Consider the following 15,583-nt stretch of genomic DNA (forward strand, 5'->3'; position numbering starts at 1 on the left):
AACTATTAGTGCAGGTACGGGGCGCTTTAAGAATAGCTATTTTTCAGGAGAACAAGGCCGCACCGCACGGAAGGCCACAGTGTATAAGTAATACATGAGGACCTGAGTACAGTGCTAACACAGCTATCGTGAAAAAAGAGCATTTTTAGAGGCGTCCTTTATGCTGTCATGGTTTTTGGTGGATACTTAGGCGGCAACAATCCTAGTTTTTTAGCTTTTTCAACATAAACCATTAAATCTATTTTCGATAACTCAAATAAATTATCAATTGAGTTAATAATAAAGTAAATTGGCTGCATTATATCAATGCGATAAGGGGTCCTTAACATGGTCACTAGCTCAAAGGCTACCCGTTCCGGTTTATCACTATCTAAAGCGTAATTGGTTTCGCCAATAGAAGATAAAATACCACCGCCATAAATACGTAAACCTTTGGTAGTTTGCAATAAACCAAACTCTACTGTTAACCAATACAACCTAGCTAGAAATACCCTATCTTCCTTCGACGCTTTGTAACCTAACTCACCATAATGGTGGGTAAAAGCAGCAAAAGCCGGATGCGTTAACATAGGACAGTGCCCAAAAATTTCATGAAATATATCTGGCTCTTGTAAATAATCTAGCTCTTCCCAACAACGAATAAAGGTAGCTACAGGAAACTGCTTATTGGCTAACATGGAAAAGAATTTATCAAAAGAAATCAGCGCAGGTACACGTGCCACCTCCCACCCAGTAGTAGCTCTTAATACTTTATTGATTTCTTCCAACTGGGGAATTCGGTCATGGGGTAATTGCAGTTTATCCAGTCCATCTAAATATTCATCACAAGCCCTACCTGGAATGCAGGTCATCTGTCTGGTAATCAACTCATGCCAAACCGCATTTTCATCATCACTATAATGAATAAAGCCGCCAGCATCCGGTTCTTTAGCAACATATTTTGTGCCCTTAGCCATAACGTCCCTCTTATATCTTATAGGAATTAGAGATCAGCCACCTGAACAGGGCGTAGCCCCCAATACAGGCTTTTTAGGGTATGTTGTTAACCAACATATACAATATGAGACAACCGGGTAAACACAACAGCGCAGATTGAAAGGATTATCAGCTGTAACGTATAATTTACATCTACTGACTACTCATACTCAAAAACAGAATTACACACTTGTATAAGATATATAGTTTTATCATCGTGAATAGATGATTTACTGCAGTTAGGGTTGGTCTGATAAGGGCAAATATTCTATCGGATTAGTTTAATTTGCTTAGTACGAAATTCATTAATATATTGATCTACCTTACCACTTTGTTTGAGAGCTTGAAGCCCCTTATTAAATGACTTAATAAGCCTTCTACTGTTTTTAAGTCGCTTCGATATAATTAGATGTAGTGCTTGAGTAGTAAGTATCTTAGGATGATATGTAAGCTTGTTTTTTTGCAAAGCAAAATATCTATTAAGAAAATAATAAGCATTATTTATTTCAAAAGCTGAAATATTAACTCTTTTAGCAAGTAACTTCTCTATATTTTGTTGGTCTGTAGGTACCAACTGAACAATAAGTTTGCCTTCATCCATTGCCGTATCAAATACATCCCCATAACTATACCCATTTACACCACCAATAATCACTCCCTTTAAGTCATCAATGGTTTTCCAATCAAAAGGGTAGCTATGCAAATGAAAAAATACGTAAGAAGACTGTAAAACAGGATCACTATAAAGAGCATATCTTGCACGTTTTGGTGAATAGTACCAAACTCCTGATCCATCCCATTTACCTGATTTAACCAACGCCAGACTTCGTGCCCAAGGGAAAAAGCCATATTCTACCTCGATATCCTCATTAGCAAATGCTTCTTTCATAATTCTGGAACCTATACCAAAATATTCCAGATCAACAGAGTGGTAAGGCGGCCATTCACCAATGGCCAAGCGCACAACATCTCCAGCTATAGAGTTAAAAGAAGTCACTAGAGCAACTACCAACAAAATTGTTTGAATCATCTTAAACAACATAGATATATGTACTTTTTACTTTTCTTCTGACCTAACCCAATACTATCAGTCTCCATCCCTTTTCCATGAGGACTTACAATAAGTAGCACGAGAGCCAGTAAGTAATGTATTTGCAATTTTAAGTATGTAAAAAACTAATCTTTATAGCGCTAAAAGTATAGATAGAAGATAGCTGACTATCCATCAATAAGTCAGCTCTAGAGAAATGAGGATGAAAGATATTTTTAAATATTTTTATTTTTTTAAGATTATAAGTAAAAACTGTTAATTAACAAGTTTGCTGCCTCAACAAGTGTATCAAAAATAAGAAATACTGTAGCCATACATACTTACCAAAGTACCCCTTTTAAGAAACCGCCTTATCTAGATTTAAATCAAAAAATGGTGAGTCTTTAATAATAGTATCTAAAATCCACTGGCCTTGTTCTTGAGAAAATAACCAAATTTCATTATTGGATTTTAATAGTTTATCTCCTTCCATCAACCGGCCAGAGGGCTCATGATAAAGGTAACTTACCATTCGACTATTAACGATAACCCAAACTAAATCCCGGTCAGGATTTTGGTAGTTAAAGCCACTGACTAATTTAGCATCTAACAACTTTTGTTTATCCAGCTGATAACAACACTTTTTTTGATCCCAACGGGCAAATAACTGGCTCAGTTGATGTAAAAAGCCTTCACTAACATAGCCTTTTAAGCCTTCAACATTTTTTTGTTGCCGGGCTTCATAAAGTTTGGTAAACAACGCTTTTATCTGCACTTTTGATAGTGCTGCATTACAGGTTTGGTCTGGTTTTGCAATTGCTTCATGAAGCAATTGCTTGGTTTTAGCCAGACGCCAACCGAGTACTGCTAGAATAATTGCAACCAACCCAACCAAACTCAACAAGATTTCTGTTCTTACAACATATTCCATGTGAAATAGTCAACCCAGTTAAGACAAAACATAACATTCAAAAAACAAAACTATACGCAACATGGTGAATGGAAGCACTTCACTAGTCCACAAAACCGTTGTGGACTAGTGAAATATTCGGATCCACGACCGTCAAAATTGATCCTAGCTAAGAAAACGCGGTACATTTATGAAGCACAACATAACTTAAACAAATATAACCAAAGCAAATGGTTTTTAAGGGCGGCCGTCTAATGATGAGTTCCAGCCAGCACTTTTATACACATTAATGGCGCTGTCGTAAGTCTTGCAGTAGCAGGCTTACCCCCATGAGTTTTATGTTTTTATAAATGATTGGGATGGAAACTGTTTATTGCTCCTGCATAAACTGCATTCACACCATCCGTGATGCTTAGTGACTACATCAAACCTTAAAAATCATTCGAGAAGGGTATACAAGCTCAAAAATACAACAATAATAGTAACCAATAAGGAATAAATAATGCTCTACCAAAAACCAGGAAGTGAAAATGCATTGATCAGCTTTAAACCTCATTATGCCAATTTCATTAATGGCGACTGGCAAGCCCCGGTTAAAGGACAGTATTTACAAAATATTAGCCCAGTGACAGGTGAAGCCTATTGCGAGGTACCTCGCTCAACCACAGAGGATATTGAATTAGCCCTGGACGCAGCTCACCAGGCCAAACAGACTTGGGGAAATACTGCTGTATCGGACAGAGCTAACCTATTATTAAAAGCAGCAGATCGAATAGAACAACAAACAGAAAAGTTAGCTGTAATTGAAACCTGGGATAATGGTAAAGCTATTCGAGAAACGCTTAATGCTGATTTACCTTTGGTTGTTGATCACTTCCGTTACTTTGCTGGCTGTATAAGGGCCCAGGAAGGCAGTACCGCTGATATAAATGCAACCACCGCCAGTTACCATTTCCATGAACCAATTGGTGTAGTGGGTCAAATTATTCCCTGGAATTTCCCACTACTAATGGCTGCCTGGAAGCTAGCACCCGCCCTCGCCGCAGGTAACTGTGTGGTACTTAAGCCTGCAGAACAAACACCTGTTTCTATTTTGGTTATGATGGAACTAATCGGTGACTTATTCCCAGCAGGGGTAATTAATATTGTTAACGGGTTAGGCCAGGAAGCAGGGGCCGCGCTAGCCAATAGCGACCGAATTGCTAAATTAGCATTTACTGGCTCAACTCCCATTGGTAGCGAAATTCTAAAACGAGCTGCAGAGAAAATTATTCCTTGCACAGTCGAACTGGGAGGTAAATCCCCCAACATTTATTTTGAAGATATTCTTAAGCAACCAGAAGCTTATATTAATAAGTCAGTTGAAGGCTTGTTACTAGGTTTTTTTAACCAGGGAGAAGTATGTACCTGCCCTTCTCGTGCTTTAATTCATGAGAGCATTTACGAAGAATTTATCGAGCGAGTGCTTAATCGAGCGAAAACCATCAAACAAGGAGACCCTTTAGATACTGACACCCAAATAGGCGCCCAAGCTTCAGCCGAACAAATGGATAAAATCCTCAGTTATATGGATATCGGTCGTCAGGAAGGTGCTGAGATTTTATTAGGAGGCCACAAAGCTTCTGTCGCTAAGCACTTAACTAATGGCTTTTATATCGAACCTACCATCATGCAAGGCAATAACCAAATGCGGGTTTTTCAAGAGGAAATTTTTGGCCCCACTATTGGCGTAACTCGATTCAGTAGCGAAGCAGAAGCTATTAGCATTGCTAACCAAACTCAATATGGTTTAGGTGCTGGTGTATGGACTATGGATATCAATCGAGCCTATCGTGTTGCACGACAGATTGAAGCTGGTCGAATCTGGACTAACTGTTATCATCAATACCCAGCTCATGCTGCCTTTGGTGGTTATAAAAAATCCGGTATTGGTAGAGAAACCCATAAATCGGCATTAACCAATTACCAACAAGTTAAAAATATTTTAATTAGTTATGACACCGAAGTACTAGGATTATTTTAAAGCAACTTTAACTCAGGCTGAGGATGTTTTCCTCAGCTATCCACAAGTGACGTATTCTTGTTTTCCATCACCTTCTGCTACTTTTTAGACCACAAATACAACTGTGGACAACTTATGGGCAGTTCCCTGTCAAAATTTTCACGCACCATATTTCAAAATGTATGACAAATAGAAATAACACTAACTTTATGTCAGTCATTACCTACTGAAAGTGACAGTATTTATCAACACTAGATAAAAACACTTGTAAATCAGCAGTTTGTAGCGTGGATGTAGATGTTAAATTAGCAGACAAGTGACGTAGAATATGCAATAACAAACACTAACACAACAACCTAAAGCTATTAATATCATAAAAAAATTATGGCATTACTCACAATATTTGTGGATAAGTCTGTGATCAAGTTTTGATTAAATCGCGAAAGCCAGCTTACTTATGCTAACCACTGCAGATTGATTACTTTTTAACCAACAAAGAATCAACCCCTTCTTTTTATGTAAAATTTTTCAATTTCTCTGTGAATAATAGCAGCAGTTATACGCTATACGAAGGGTGCATCAATGGGTAACCGACTGCGGCGCCAATGTTGACTCCATATAAGCGGTTTCAGTCAACTGCTCATAACTTTCAAGTAATTGCTCTGCTGGCAATGGCGGAGAAAATAAATAGCCTTGACAAATATCACACCCCTCAGCTTGCAGAAAGCCAAGGGCTTTTTCGTTTTCCACCCCCTCAGCAACTACTTGCAGCCTTAAATTATGTGCCAGGTTAATAATGGATCGGGCAATACTGGCGGCATCCGGGTCATCAGGAATATCTTCAACAAACATTTGGTCAATTTTTAGCGTATCAATAGGTAGTTTTCTTAAATAACTCAGCGAAGAATAGCCTGTGCCAAAATCATCAATGCTAATACTCACCCCTAATGCTTTTACCTGGTTTAACTCCTTAATCGCAAAGTTAATATCATGCATTAGCATCGTTTCAGTTATTTCCAGCTCCAGTAACTGTGGGGGTAACTGGCTAATATGCAACACCTTTTCTAATACTGATAATAAACAACCACTCATTAAAAGCCGGGTAGGTAAATTAACCGCAATTGATGTATAAGGAGGCACTTTTCCTTCGGAAATCCAAGTACGATGTTGTATACAGGCAGTTTCCAACAACCACTCACTGACCGGGATAATCAACCCAGTTTCTTCCAGCAATGGAACAAACAAGCCAGGTAATAAAACACCTTCTGTCGGATGCTTCCAACGCAATAATGCTTCAAAACCGACAATACAACCAAAATGAATATCTATTTGAGGCTGGTAATAAAGCACCATTTCCTGATTCGCCAGCGCATAATGAAGACAGCTTTCTAGATGAATCCGATACTCAGAAGCTGCTTTCATATCTTTAGAAAAAAACTCATAGCGGTTTGGTCCTAACTGCTGCGCCTTATAAAGGGCAATATCTGCCTGTTTAAGTAAGACCTCATGACTATCAGCCGGTGAAGTTAATAAGCTAATACCAATACTGGCAGAAATAAAAACTTCTTTTTCTTGCAATTTAAAAGAAACACCTAATGCAGCAATAACATTTCTCCCTACTACATCTGCATCATGCTGATCAAACGTATCTTCTAAAATAATTGCAAATTCATCACTGCCCAATCTCGCTACAGTATCTTCATCTCTGACAGTCTGCTTCAAACGTAAAGCCACTTGTTTTAATAATTCATCACCAGCAGTATGACCTAATGTATCGTTTATTAATTTAAAACGAGCCAAGTTAATGATCAGCAAAGCCACCTTACGTTTTCGGCGGCGCGCGCGAATTACACCTTGTGCCAGTCTATCTTGAAATAGTGCTCGATTTGCCAAGCCCGTAAGCGGGTCATGATATAAGTAATTAAGTAACTTCTGTTGAGAAAGAAATTGTTTGGCGTTATCCCTCAATAGACCCATTACCCAATGCTGTCCTTGAATGGATAATGGCAACATTGTCATCATCACCAATAAGGGTTTACCTTGGGCATTTAATAAAGTCACTTCACGCCATCGCTTTCCTGCGCCAAACCGCTCATTATTATGACTTAACCATTTAGGCAAATTCTCGGTATTATTCAGTTGTAACTCAGGAAACACCTGACTTATATGGTGATTGTCCTGTCGAGTGAGTTCTGGTATCCCCATTAACTGCAGTGCAGAAGTATTACCATGCAGTAATACACCAGACTGATCAAATAGCATTGCTGCATCCTGAATAGCCTCCAAAATGGAAAGCCACGCAGTTAAATCTCCCTTATTAACCAGTGAGGATTGCTCAGTGATGGTAACCAGAGCACCACGATTTTCCTTTTTTTCAAAAGGTAATAGTTGGCACCATAAACGACGTTGTAGATTTGAAGGGATAGGACTGGGAATACAAAAACTGGTTCCGTGACTGGCTAACTGATCTGAGCAACTTAAATCATGTATTAGCTCAACCCAGTCAGACTGACACTGCCCTTTAGCTATAGCGTTTAACTCTCTTTCAAGTGGCTTATTTTTTAATAACCACTGGCCTTGAGCAGTTAAAATACCAACCCAAGGCTCACTATTGCTTAAATTAGCCAGCCTTGCTTTTGCCTGAAGATCGTAAAGCCGATCGAAACTCATACACAGCCCTGTGTAGTTAACATCCAAGTAATCTGTTTTTCTAGTTAGTTATTATCAACTTAACTACGAACTCACTTAAAATACAGCTTTAAACTGTTAACATTGCACAAATATACCCCCAGTATAGTGTATTACTAATACTTTGGGTAAAACCACCAACAAGCCAACACCCTTAGTTACCCACAAAAACTGTGGATAAACCTGTTAATTTGTTCTGATCAAGTCAAACTAAAGTCGAATTAAAAGCACTTTCAGAGGTGGGCTTTTTTTTAACCAAAGAGTAAATCAGCTTACCAACACAATAAAAAAGTCTTTATAAATAAAGGGGACTGAAGAATAGGCGGAATAACCAGACGAGCATTAAGAAGTAACATTTAATAAATATTTAAGCACATAAAAACCCACAAGGTTATGTGGATAACCTTGTGGGTTTTTTCAATATTTACATAATAAATATGGCGCGTCCGGGAGGATTCGAACCTCCGACCGCCTGGTTCGTAGCCAGGTACTCTATCCAGCTGAGCTACGGACGCGTTGTATGTGGGCGCGTAATATAGAGTTTTTTGCCAAAAGAGTCAAACTAATTTTTTAGGGTTAAGCTCAAAACAGTTACAACACCAAATCAGCTTGCCTAAACTAGAAAGGCCCGACGACTAATCGGGCCTTTCTAAATAATATACCAAGCATGGTATACTGAATATGGCGCGTCCGGGAGGATTCGAACCTCCGACCGCCTGGTTCGTAGCCAGGTACTCTATCCAGCTGAGCTACGGACGCACAAAATTGACACTTCAGTATTTACAGCAAAACCGCCAACAAAATCGCAGCTCAGCTTTGCCTAAATAACAGCGTCTACAACAGGCAAAAAAACTATGGCGGAGAGAGAGGGATTCGAACCCTCGATACGGCTACAAACCGTATACTCCCTTAGCAGGGGAGCGCCTTCAGCCGCTCGGCCATCTCTCCTTAGCGACGCGCGAAATAATAACAGATTCGCGCGAAAAGCAAAGTACTTTTTAAAAAAATTTAGCTGCCTACTTTTTCCTCTTTTTCTTTTTGAATACGCTGATAAATTTCTTCACGATGCACAGCAACTTCTTTTGGTGCATTAACACCAATTCTTACTTGGTTGCCTTTCACACCCAAGACAGTTACGGTCACGTCATCGCCAACCATGAGAGTTTCACCAACACGGCGAGTTAAAATAAGCATTACTATCTCCTTCGCTTATTGAGATTAAACAACAACCACAGCTACTTCAAAGCTATATAATCTCAACGGCTTGTAAATACTGACGTTGCTGCTATTTCTTCTACTACTGAATCGAAATGGTTTAGTTAGATGTTATCACTGCTTACAACAATGATTAAATTTTATACACCCACCTATAAATATAGTGTAGTCGCTAGGTGAGTGTAATCTATGCGTATTTTCACTAAACGGAGTATATTTAACCCTCTCCACCAGGCACTTGATCAAGTTCAAATGCTGAGTGTAACGCACGCACCGCAAGTTCAAGGTATTTCTCTGCAATAACCACCGATACTTTAATTTCTGAAGTGGAAATAATTTGAATATTAATTCCTTCTTTAGCCAAAGCATCAAACATCGTAGTTGCCACACCAGCATGGGAGCGCATACCTACCCCAACAATAGATACCTTGGCGATTTTATTATCACCTTCACATTCAGTGGCACCCAGCTCTTTAGCCGTTTCTTCCAGTAGCTCCATGGCTTGCTGGTAGTCATTACGATGCACAGTAAAGGTAAAATCTGTTGTCTTATCTTCGGCCACGTTTTGAATAATCATGTCTACTTCAATATTGGCACGACTGATTGGACCTAATATTCGTGAGGCAACTCCTGGAATATCCGGTACTCCTTTAACGGTTAACTTGGCTTCGTCACGATTAAACGCAATACCAGAAATCAGTGGTTGCTCCATAGAGTCCTCATCCTCTAATGTAATTAGTGTACCTGGCCCTTCTTGGAAACTATGCAAAACTCGTAATGGAACACTGTACTTGCCCGCGAACTCGACTGAACGAATTTGCAACACCTTTGAACCCAAACTGGCCATTTCTAACATTTCTTCAAAAGTGATTTTTTCTAAACGTCGTGCATTATCTACAACACGTGGATCTGTGGTATATACACCATCTACATCAGTATAAATCTGACACTCATCTGCTTTTAGAGCAGCTGCTAATGCAACAGCTGTTGTATCAGAACCACCTCGACCTAAAGTGGTTATATTACCTTCGCTATCAGCACCCTGAAACCCAGCAACTACCACAACCCGGCCAGCAGTCAAGTCATTAACAATTTTATCTTTCTCGATATCTTCAATACGTGCTTTATTAAAAGCACTATCAGTTTTAATTGTAACCTGGCTACCAGTGTATGATCTGGCAGGACAACCCCGCTCATTCAAAGCCATGGTTAATAATGCTATCGTCACTTGCTCACCAGTGGATAACAAAACATCCATTTCACGGGGGGTAGGTTTTTGTTGAATTTGGTTGCCAAGCCCAATCAAGCGGTTGGTTTCACCACTCATTGCTGATACAACAACAACAATATCATCACCTTGATCACGAAATGCCTTTACTTTATCAGCTATTTCCTGAATTCGTTCTATGGTACCAACGGAAGTACCACCAAATTTCTGTACGATTAATGCCATATTACGTTAATTTTTTGCACTCTGCTTTTAAGTGTGACGATCTAATATCAATAACTTGGCTATCAAGAAGCGGCTTATTATAAGATGGTTAATCAGTACACACTACCTATTTCCAATTTTCTTGCATTATATAGAGGCTATTAATGAACCTTCCTCTATATAATGCAGTAGCGAGTTAAAGTTATTTCAGTTTATCAGCCAGCCACCCTTCAACTGAGGCTAATGCCCCTGCTACTTTTTCTGGCTGGTTACCGCCTCCACGAGCAAAGTCTGGCTTGCCACCTGCTTTACCTCCTATTTGCTTAGCAACAAAACTTAATAACTCACCGGCCTTAATTTGACCACATAAGTCTTTTGTAATACCAGAGGCAATTGCTAACTTATCGTCAGCAACCTTGATACTTAACACAACCACCCCTGAACCTAGCTTATTTTTCAACTGGTCAATAGTATCGGGCAACGCTTTAGGATCAACACCCGTTAATTCAGCAGCTAGCATTTTTACACCTGCCACTTCTTTAACACTTGCCATTAAGTCATTACCTAATGAACTCGCCAGTTTCTGCTGTAGTTGGCTAAGCTGCTTCTCCATCTGGCGTTGCCGTTCGAGTAAATCCTGCACTTTGCTTACCACATTATCACGGCTGGTTTTTATCCACCCAGCAATAGTCTGCAAGTGTTGTTCACCCTGCTTCAACCAGTTTAAAGCAGCTTTTCCTGTTATAGCCTCTATCCGTCGCACACCAGCAGCAATACCTGTTTCAGCAACAATCACAAAAGTGCCAATATCCCCCGTACGATCCACATGGGTACCCCCACATAATTCGACTGAGAAACCATTGGTTCCCATACTTAACAGTCGTACTTGTTCACCATACTTTTCACCAAACAGTGCCATTGCACCTTTTTCTTTGGCAGTATCCATATCAGTGACTTCTACTGCCACAGGCGTATTAGCACGGACCTGCTCATTAACGAGTGTTTCTATTTGGGCTAACTGCTCAGAAGTAACCGCTTCATAATGAGAAAAATCAAACCGCAACCGCTCACTATCCACCAATGAGCCTTTCTGTAATACATGGTCACCCAAGACTTTACGTAGGGCTGCATGTAATAAGTGGGTCGCAGAATGGTTAAGTGCCGTGGCCTGACGCTTTTCTTGATCAACGACCAGCTCTACCTGCTGACCAACGGTTAACTGACCTTGCTTGATAGTACCAATATGAAGGTGATGGTCAGTTTCTTTTTGAGTATCAACAACTTCAAACCGCCCACCATCCCAACGCAACACGCCTTTGTCACCTACTTGACCACCAGACTCTGCATAGAAAGGGGTTTTATCTAAAACCAATACAGCCTTCTGGCCTTCAGCTGCATGCTGTACTGCTTCCCCCCCCACCAAAATATGGCTAATGGTAGCCTGATGCACTAACTGTTGATAACCAGTAAAGTCGGTTTGTCCTTCTAGATTTAAGGCAGCATTATAGTCAACAGTTACCTTACGCTTTCTATTTGCATCTGCCGTTTGTTGCATTAAAGCTTCATAACCAGCAATATCCAGCGTTAAGCCACGCTCTCTAGCAATGTCATTGGTTAAATCAACAGGAAAACCATAAGTGTCATATAGGGTGAAGATTGTCTGGCCAGGAATCACTTTACCTTTCAGCCCAGCAATTACTTCTTCTAAAATCTTCATCCCATTATCAAGGGTTTTACTAAACTGCTCCTCTTCTTTTAGTAAAATTCGCTCAATATGTGGCTGGCCACTGACTAGCTCTGGATAAGCATCACCCATCATCTCTGTCAGCGCAGGGAGTAATTTATGGAAAAATGCGCCCTTGGCTCCTAACTTGTTACCATGACGAATCGCCCGACGTATAATCCGGCGTAATACATAGCCGCGTCCTTCATTGGAAGGCAGTACACCATCAGCAATAATGAAAGCACAAGAACGAATATGATCAGCGATTACCCGCAATGACTTAGCGGCAAGATCAACACCACCCAATTCTTTAGAAGCTGCTTTTAACAAATGCTGAAAAAGATCGATTTCATAATTACTATGCACTTGTTGCATAACCGCCGCAATTCGCTCCAACCCCATACCGGTGTCAACAGATGGCTTGGGTAGTGGCTCCATTTTGCCATCAGCAGTACGGTTGTACTGCATGAAAACCAGGTTCCAAATTTCGATATAGCGATCGCCATCATCATTGGGTCCTCCTGGTGGATCACCTGCTATCTCAGGGCCATGGTCATAAAAAATTTCGGAACAGGGGCCACAGGGACCAGTATCACCCATTGACCAGAAATTATCTTTTTCTCCCAACCGAGAAAAACGGGTTTGATCAATACCAATTTCATTAAACCAAATGTCTTCTGCTTCTTTATCGTCTTTATAAACAGTGACCCAAAGTCTATCCTTGGGTAGTTTTAGTTCCTCGGTTAAAAACTCCCAAGCGTAACGAATAGCTTCACGTTTGAAATAGTCGCCAAAACTAAAATTACCCAACATTTCAAAAAAAGTATGATGCCTAGCCGTATAGCCGACATTTTCTAAATCATTATGTTTACCGCCAGCTCGAACACAACGTTGCGCAGTGGTCGCTCGAGTATAAGAGCGTGCCTCTCTTCCTAAAAAAACATCTTTAAACTGATTCATCCCTGCATTGGCAAATAACAGGGTCTTGTCATCAGCAGGCGGCACCAATGAACTGCTTGCTACAATTTCATGTCCCTGGCGCTTAAAATAATTTAAAAATGCTGATCGTATCTCTGCGCTTTTCATAGTGGCGTCCCATCATCAGGGCTTAATTAAATATGTATCTAAACCAGTAGCTGACTTAGCAACCCTCTTACGAAAAAACATTCGCTTCGGCTATTTTATGTTGATTGTGCAATGTGTGGTGGCTTTACCATGAATAACAATTAGGTCATGTGACAACCACACCTACACTTTTGCTAAGCGGCTATGACAAACAGGAGATTATACAACGATAAGAAGATTTACGTCACTCTCATCCTATTGAGCTAGTTGTGCTTTGTGGGGCTATACGACACTTGCTTACCAGAACACAGCCACCCTACAAGCCTGTTCAAGACACATCAATACAAAATAAAGAGGTAGAAGAGGATGAAGAGCTAAGCTCTTCGGGCGTGCTGGTCAATTCCAGCAAATGCTTCTAGCCAACGCTGATAGTCTGAGCCTTCACCCGGTATAATACAAAAGCCAGCCGTATACCCTTTGGCAGGGTAGTTTCTACCGCACCAGCGCACTTCAGCAATCAGCCAGTAGCGAGCCTGATGATCAGTTACCGCAATACAGGTATTTAAAATACTGCCAACTTTGAGCGGTTCCGTTAGTTTAACCTGAAACCCTGTTACTGAAACATTCGTGGTTTTTGCTGAAACAGTTATGCCTACACCATTATTCGTACTACCTGTATAGGTTTCAATTAAGGCCCGCTCCACTCGCTCAACCCGTGCATGGGCTCGTTGCTCAAGCTTGTTTGATTGGGGAAAAGACTGCCGTTGCTGATCATTTGCCATAGTGGTTACCATACTGAACACTGCTCCCTGTTCTAAGTAAAATAGCAGACTTCCCAGGCTTTGATTAATCCACTGTTTCTTACAATTCTCGCTACACTATTAGTAGAGAAGAGTTGATAACCAGATCAATTCATCCTGAGATAGGTAACAAGGATATGACACTCAAGTTTATGGATGAACAACTGCCAGCCAGTTTTAACAACGTCCGCGAATTAAGACTTAAACTGGCCAATGTCCTATCCTCTACTCAACTTCCTGAAGAAATTCAACAAAATTTCCAGCTCGCCTTCAGCGAAATTGCCACTAATGTAGTTAAATACGGCTGTCCTGCTGCCAAGCATATTCAAGTTGTATTTTTTCAAGATAACAATCGCTGGGCATTACAGGTCTATGATGATGGAAACCCTTTTTCCGACTTTGCAATTAAAGTAAAAAATAGCCAGCAAGCGTTGAATGATAATGAATTGCGGGAAGGGGGCATGGGGCTGGGTATTGTAGTTTCTCGATTTCCCTGCTTTCAATATATTGCTGGCTCAAGCAGCCAACCACTTAACTGTTTTGAAATTACTAAATTATATTCAACTCAGGACAAGCCCTCTATCGCTATTATAGATGACGACGCTACTACTCTGGCGATTCTAAAGCATTATTTAAAAAGCAAATATGACATCACTACCTATCAAAACCCAAGCAAAGCTGTTACTGACATTACCCGCCACCCAGTCAGCCTTGTTATTTCGGATATGGAAATGCCAGGATTAAATGGTTTAGAAGTCCGCCAGCGATTTGCAGCCAGTCCGTCCACTAACCATATGCCATTTATTTTTCTCACGGGGCATGCTGAAACAGAGTTTTCTGCTTCTAATCTCGGCATCGATGACTTTTTAATAAAGCCAACCAAAAAAGAAAAGCTAATTGCGGCTATTGAGCGTTCCTTAAATAGAACGAAGCATATTAAAGCCACGTTAGGCGATAAACTAGATCATGATGTAACCAATACTTTGCGAGTACAAGTCCCCCAGAAAATCGGTAAATTTGAATTAGCTTTAAAAATGCAAGCCGCTTCTGCAGGGGGAGGTGATTTTATTTACAAAAGCGCTGATCAACATACCATTATTTTAGGTGATGTAATGGGCCATGGTGAACAGGCTAAATTTTTTGCTCATGCTTTTGCTGGTTTTTTTCATGGTTTATTCCATGCTTGCACGCAAGTTTATACTGATCCTGGAGAAATCCTAACTTCACTTTCTAAGGCAGCAGAATCCAATGATGTAATGCAAGCGACTATCGTTACCTGTATTGCATTAAGAATTATTAATGAGCAAACGGTATCAATTGCCTCTGCAGCACACCCTGCCCCTTTATTTCTTAGTGGTGGACATATTGAAGAAATTGAATGCTCAGGGCCACTACCAGGTTTAATGCCCGAAGTCATTTATCATTCAACTCAATTGGTATTTCATCCAGGTCAACAATTAATTCTTTATACCGATGGTTTATTTGAGTCCGCCGACACAGCTGAAGGGCGAAAGCAGTTAGAAAACGTTGTAAAAAATGCTTTCCTGGAAAATCGTACCCAACCTGTTACTAAGTCTATCGAAAATGTCTATCAGATTTTTCAAACCCATGCATCTAAACCACTACCCGATGATACCTCCATATTAATGATAGGCTTAGCTGAAAATTAACCATCTACGCCCCCTATATTACCTCACGGAACGTTTTCTATTTCTCAGCTTTTTCGACAGCCTAACTGGCTAT

The 15,583-nt window shown here is 40.3% G+C and carries 10 protein-coding genes and 3 tRNA genes; 2 read left to right on the forward strand and 11 right to left on the reverse strand.

Annotated elements, in window-relative coordinates:
- Window positions 1-158: 158 nt before the first annotated feature.
- From phhA to G4Y78_RS21190, 3 genes are all read right to left on the reverse strand, one after another.
- Window positions 159-956, reverse strand: coding sequence for a phenylalanine 4-monooxygenase (phhA, locus tag G4Y78_RS21180; RefSeq protein ID WP_163834893.1), 798 nt, complete (start codon window positions 954-956; stop codon window positions 159-161).
- Between the two features lie 287 nt (window positions 957-1,243).
- Window positions 1,244-2,005: a substrate-binding periplasmic protein gene (locus tag G4Y78_RS21185; RefSeq protein ID WP_163834894.1), complete on the reverse strand. Its 762-nt coding sequence runs from the start codon at window positions 2,003-2,005 to the stop codon at window positions 1,244-1,246.
- Between the two features lie 358 nt (window positions 2,006-2,363).
- Window positions 2,364-2,936 carry a Tim44 domain-containing protein gene (locus G4Y78_RS21190; RefSeq protein WP_163834895.1) on the reverse strand — a complete coding sequence of 191 codons (573 nt, stop codon included), beginning with the start codon at window positions 2,934-2,936 and terminating at the stop codon, window positions 2,364-2,366.
- A 481-nt stretch (window positions 2,937-3,417) separates the two neighbouring features.
- Between G4Y78_RS21190 and G4Y78_RS21195 the strand changes: the two genes are divergently transcribed.
- Window positions 3,418-4,938 carry an aldehyde dehydrogenase family protein gene (locus tag G4Y78_RS21195; protein ID WP_163834896.1) on the forward strand — a complete coding sequence of 507 codons (1,521 nt, stop codon included), beginning with the start codon at window positions 3,418-3,420 and terminating at the stop codon, window positions 4,936-4,938.
- A 558-nt stretch (window positions 4,939-5,496) separates the two neighbouring features.
- On the opposite strand, the gene G4Y78_RS21200 is transcribed toward G4Y78_RS21195, so the two are convergent.
- From G4Y78_RS21200 to G4Y78_RS21235, 8 genes are all read right to left on the reverse strand, one after another.
- Entirely contained in the window at window positions 5,497-7,587 is a 2,091-nt protein-coding gene (locus G4Y78_RS21200; RefSeq protein WP_163834897.1) for a putative bifunctional diguanylate cyclase/phosphodiesterase, read from the reverse strand.
- A gap of 456 nt (window positions 7,588-8,043) precedes the next feature.
- Window positions 8,044-8,120: transfer RNA gene (locus G4Y78_RS21205), tRNA-Arg, on the reverse strand.
- A gap of 167 nt (window positions 8,121-8,287) precedes the next feature.
- Window positions 8,288-8,364 (reverse strand) — tRNA-Arg (locus tag G4Y78_RS21210).
- 96 nt (window positions 8,365-8,460) lie between these two features.
- A tRNA-Ser gene (locus G4Y78_RS21215) sits at window positions 8,461-8,553 on the reverse strand.
- A gap of 60 nt (window positions 8,554-8,613) precedes the next feature.
- Window positions 8,614-8,799 carry a carbon storage regulator CsrA gene (gene csrA, locus G4Y78_RS21220; protein WP_163834898.1) on the reverse strand — a complete coding sequence of 62 codons (186 nt, stop codon included), beginning with the start codon at window positions 8,797-8,799 and terminating at the stop codon, window positions 8,614-8,616.
- A 238-nt stretch (window positions 8,800-9,037) separates the two neighbouring features.
- Entirely contained in the window at window positions 9,038-10,273 is a 1,236-nt protein-coding gene (locus G4Y78_RS21225) for an aspartate kinase (protein WP_163834899.1), read from the reverse strand.
- A 181-nt stretch (window positions 10,274-10,454) separates the two neighbouring features.
- Window positions 10,455-13,061 (reverse strand): alanine--tRNA ligase, encoded by a 2,607-nt coding sequence (gene alaS / locus G4Y78_RS21230; protein ID WP_163834900.1) that lies wholly within the window; start codon window positions 13,059-13,061, stop codon window positions 10,455-10,457.
- Between the two features lie 353 nt (window positions 13,062-13,414).
- The gene (locus tag G4Y78_RS21235) at window positions 13,415-13,834 is read right to left on the reverse strand and encodes a PilZ domain-containing protein (RefSeq protein ID WP_163834901.1); all 420 of its coding nucleotides are present in this window, start codon (window positions 13,832-13,834) and stop codon (window positions 13,415-13,417) included.
- Between the two features lie 143 nt (window positions 13,835-13,977).
- On the opposite strand from G4Y78_RS21235, the gene G4Y78_RS21240 reads away from it, so the two are divergent.
- Window positions 13,978-15,510: a SpoIIE family protein phosphatase gene (locus G4Y78_RS21240; RefSeq protein WP_163834902.1), complete on the forward strand. Its 1,533-nt coding sequence runs from the start codon at window positions 13,978-13,980 to the stop codon at window positions 15,508-15,510.
- Window positions 15,511-15,583: the final 73 nt, after the last annotated feature.

Origin of the sequence: Spartinivicinus ruber, from assembly GCF_011009015.1 — a bacterium.
GTDB classification, from domain to species: domain Bacteria; phylum Pseudomonadota; class Gammaproteobacteria; order Pseudomonadales; family Zooshikellaceae; genus Spartinivicinus; species Spartinivicinus ruber.

Bases quoted from the DNA above. Each gene is read 5' to 3' on its own strand.
- alaS (WP_163834900.1), bottom strand. From the start codon at position 13,061: ATGAAAAGCGCAGAGATACGATCAGCATTTTTAAATTATTTTAAGCGC.
- G4Y78_RS21225 (WP_163834899.1), bottom strand. From the start codon at position 10,273: ATGGCATTAATCGTACAGAAATTTGGTGGTACTTCCGTTGGTACCATA.
- G4Y78_RS21200 (WP_163834897.1), bottom strand. From the start codon at position 7,587: ATGAGTTTCGATCGGCTTTACGATCTTCAGGCAAAAGCAAGGCTGGCT.
- G4Y78_RS21195 (WP_163834896.1), top strand. From the start codon at position 3,418: ATGCTCTACCAAAAACCAGGAAGTGAAAATGCATTGATCAGCTTTAAA.
- G4Y78_RS21240 (WP_163834902.1), top strand. From the start codon at position 13,978: ATGACACTCAAGTTTATGGATGAACAACTGCCAGCCAGTTTTAACAAC.
- G4Y78_RS21190 (WP_163834895.1), bottom strand. From the start codon at position 2,936: ATGGAATATGTTGTAAGAACAGAAATCTTGTTGAGTTTGGTTGGGTTG.
- G4Y78_RS21235 (WP_163834901.1), bottom strand. From the start codon at position 13,834: ATGGTAACCACTATGGCAAATGATCAGCAACGGCAGTCTTTTCCCCAA.
- phhA (WP_163834893.1), bottom strand. From the start codon at position 956: ATGGCTAAGGGCACAAAATATGTTGCTAAAGAACCGGATGCTGGCGGC.
- G4Y78_RS21185 (WP_163834894.1), bottom strand. From the start codon at position 2,005: ATGATTCAAACAATTTTGTTGGTAGTTGCTCTAGTGACTTCTTTTAAC.
- csrA (WP_163834898.1), bottom strand. From the start codon at position 8,799: ATGCTTATTTTAACTCGCCGTGTTGGTGAAACTCTCATGGTTGGCGAT.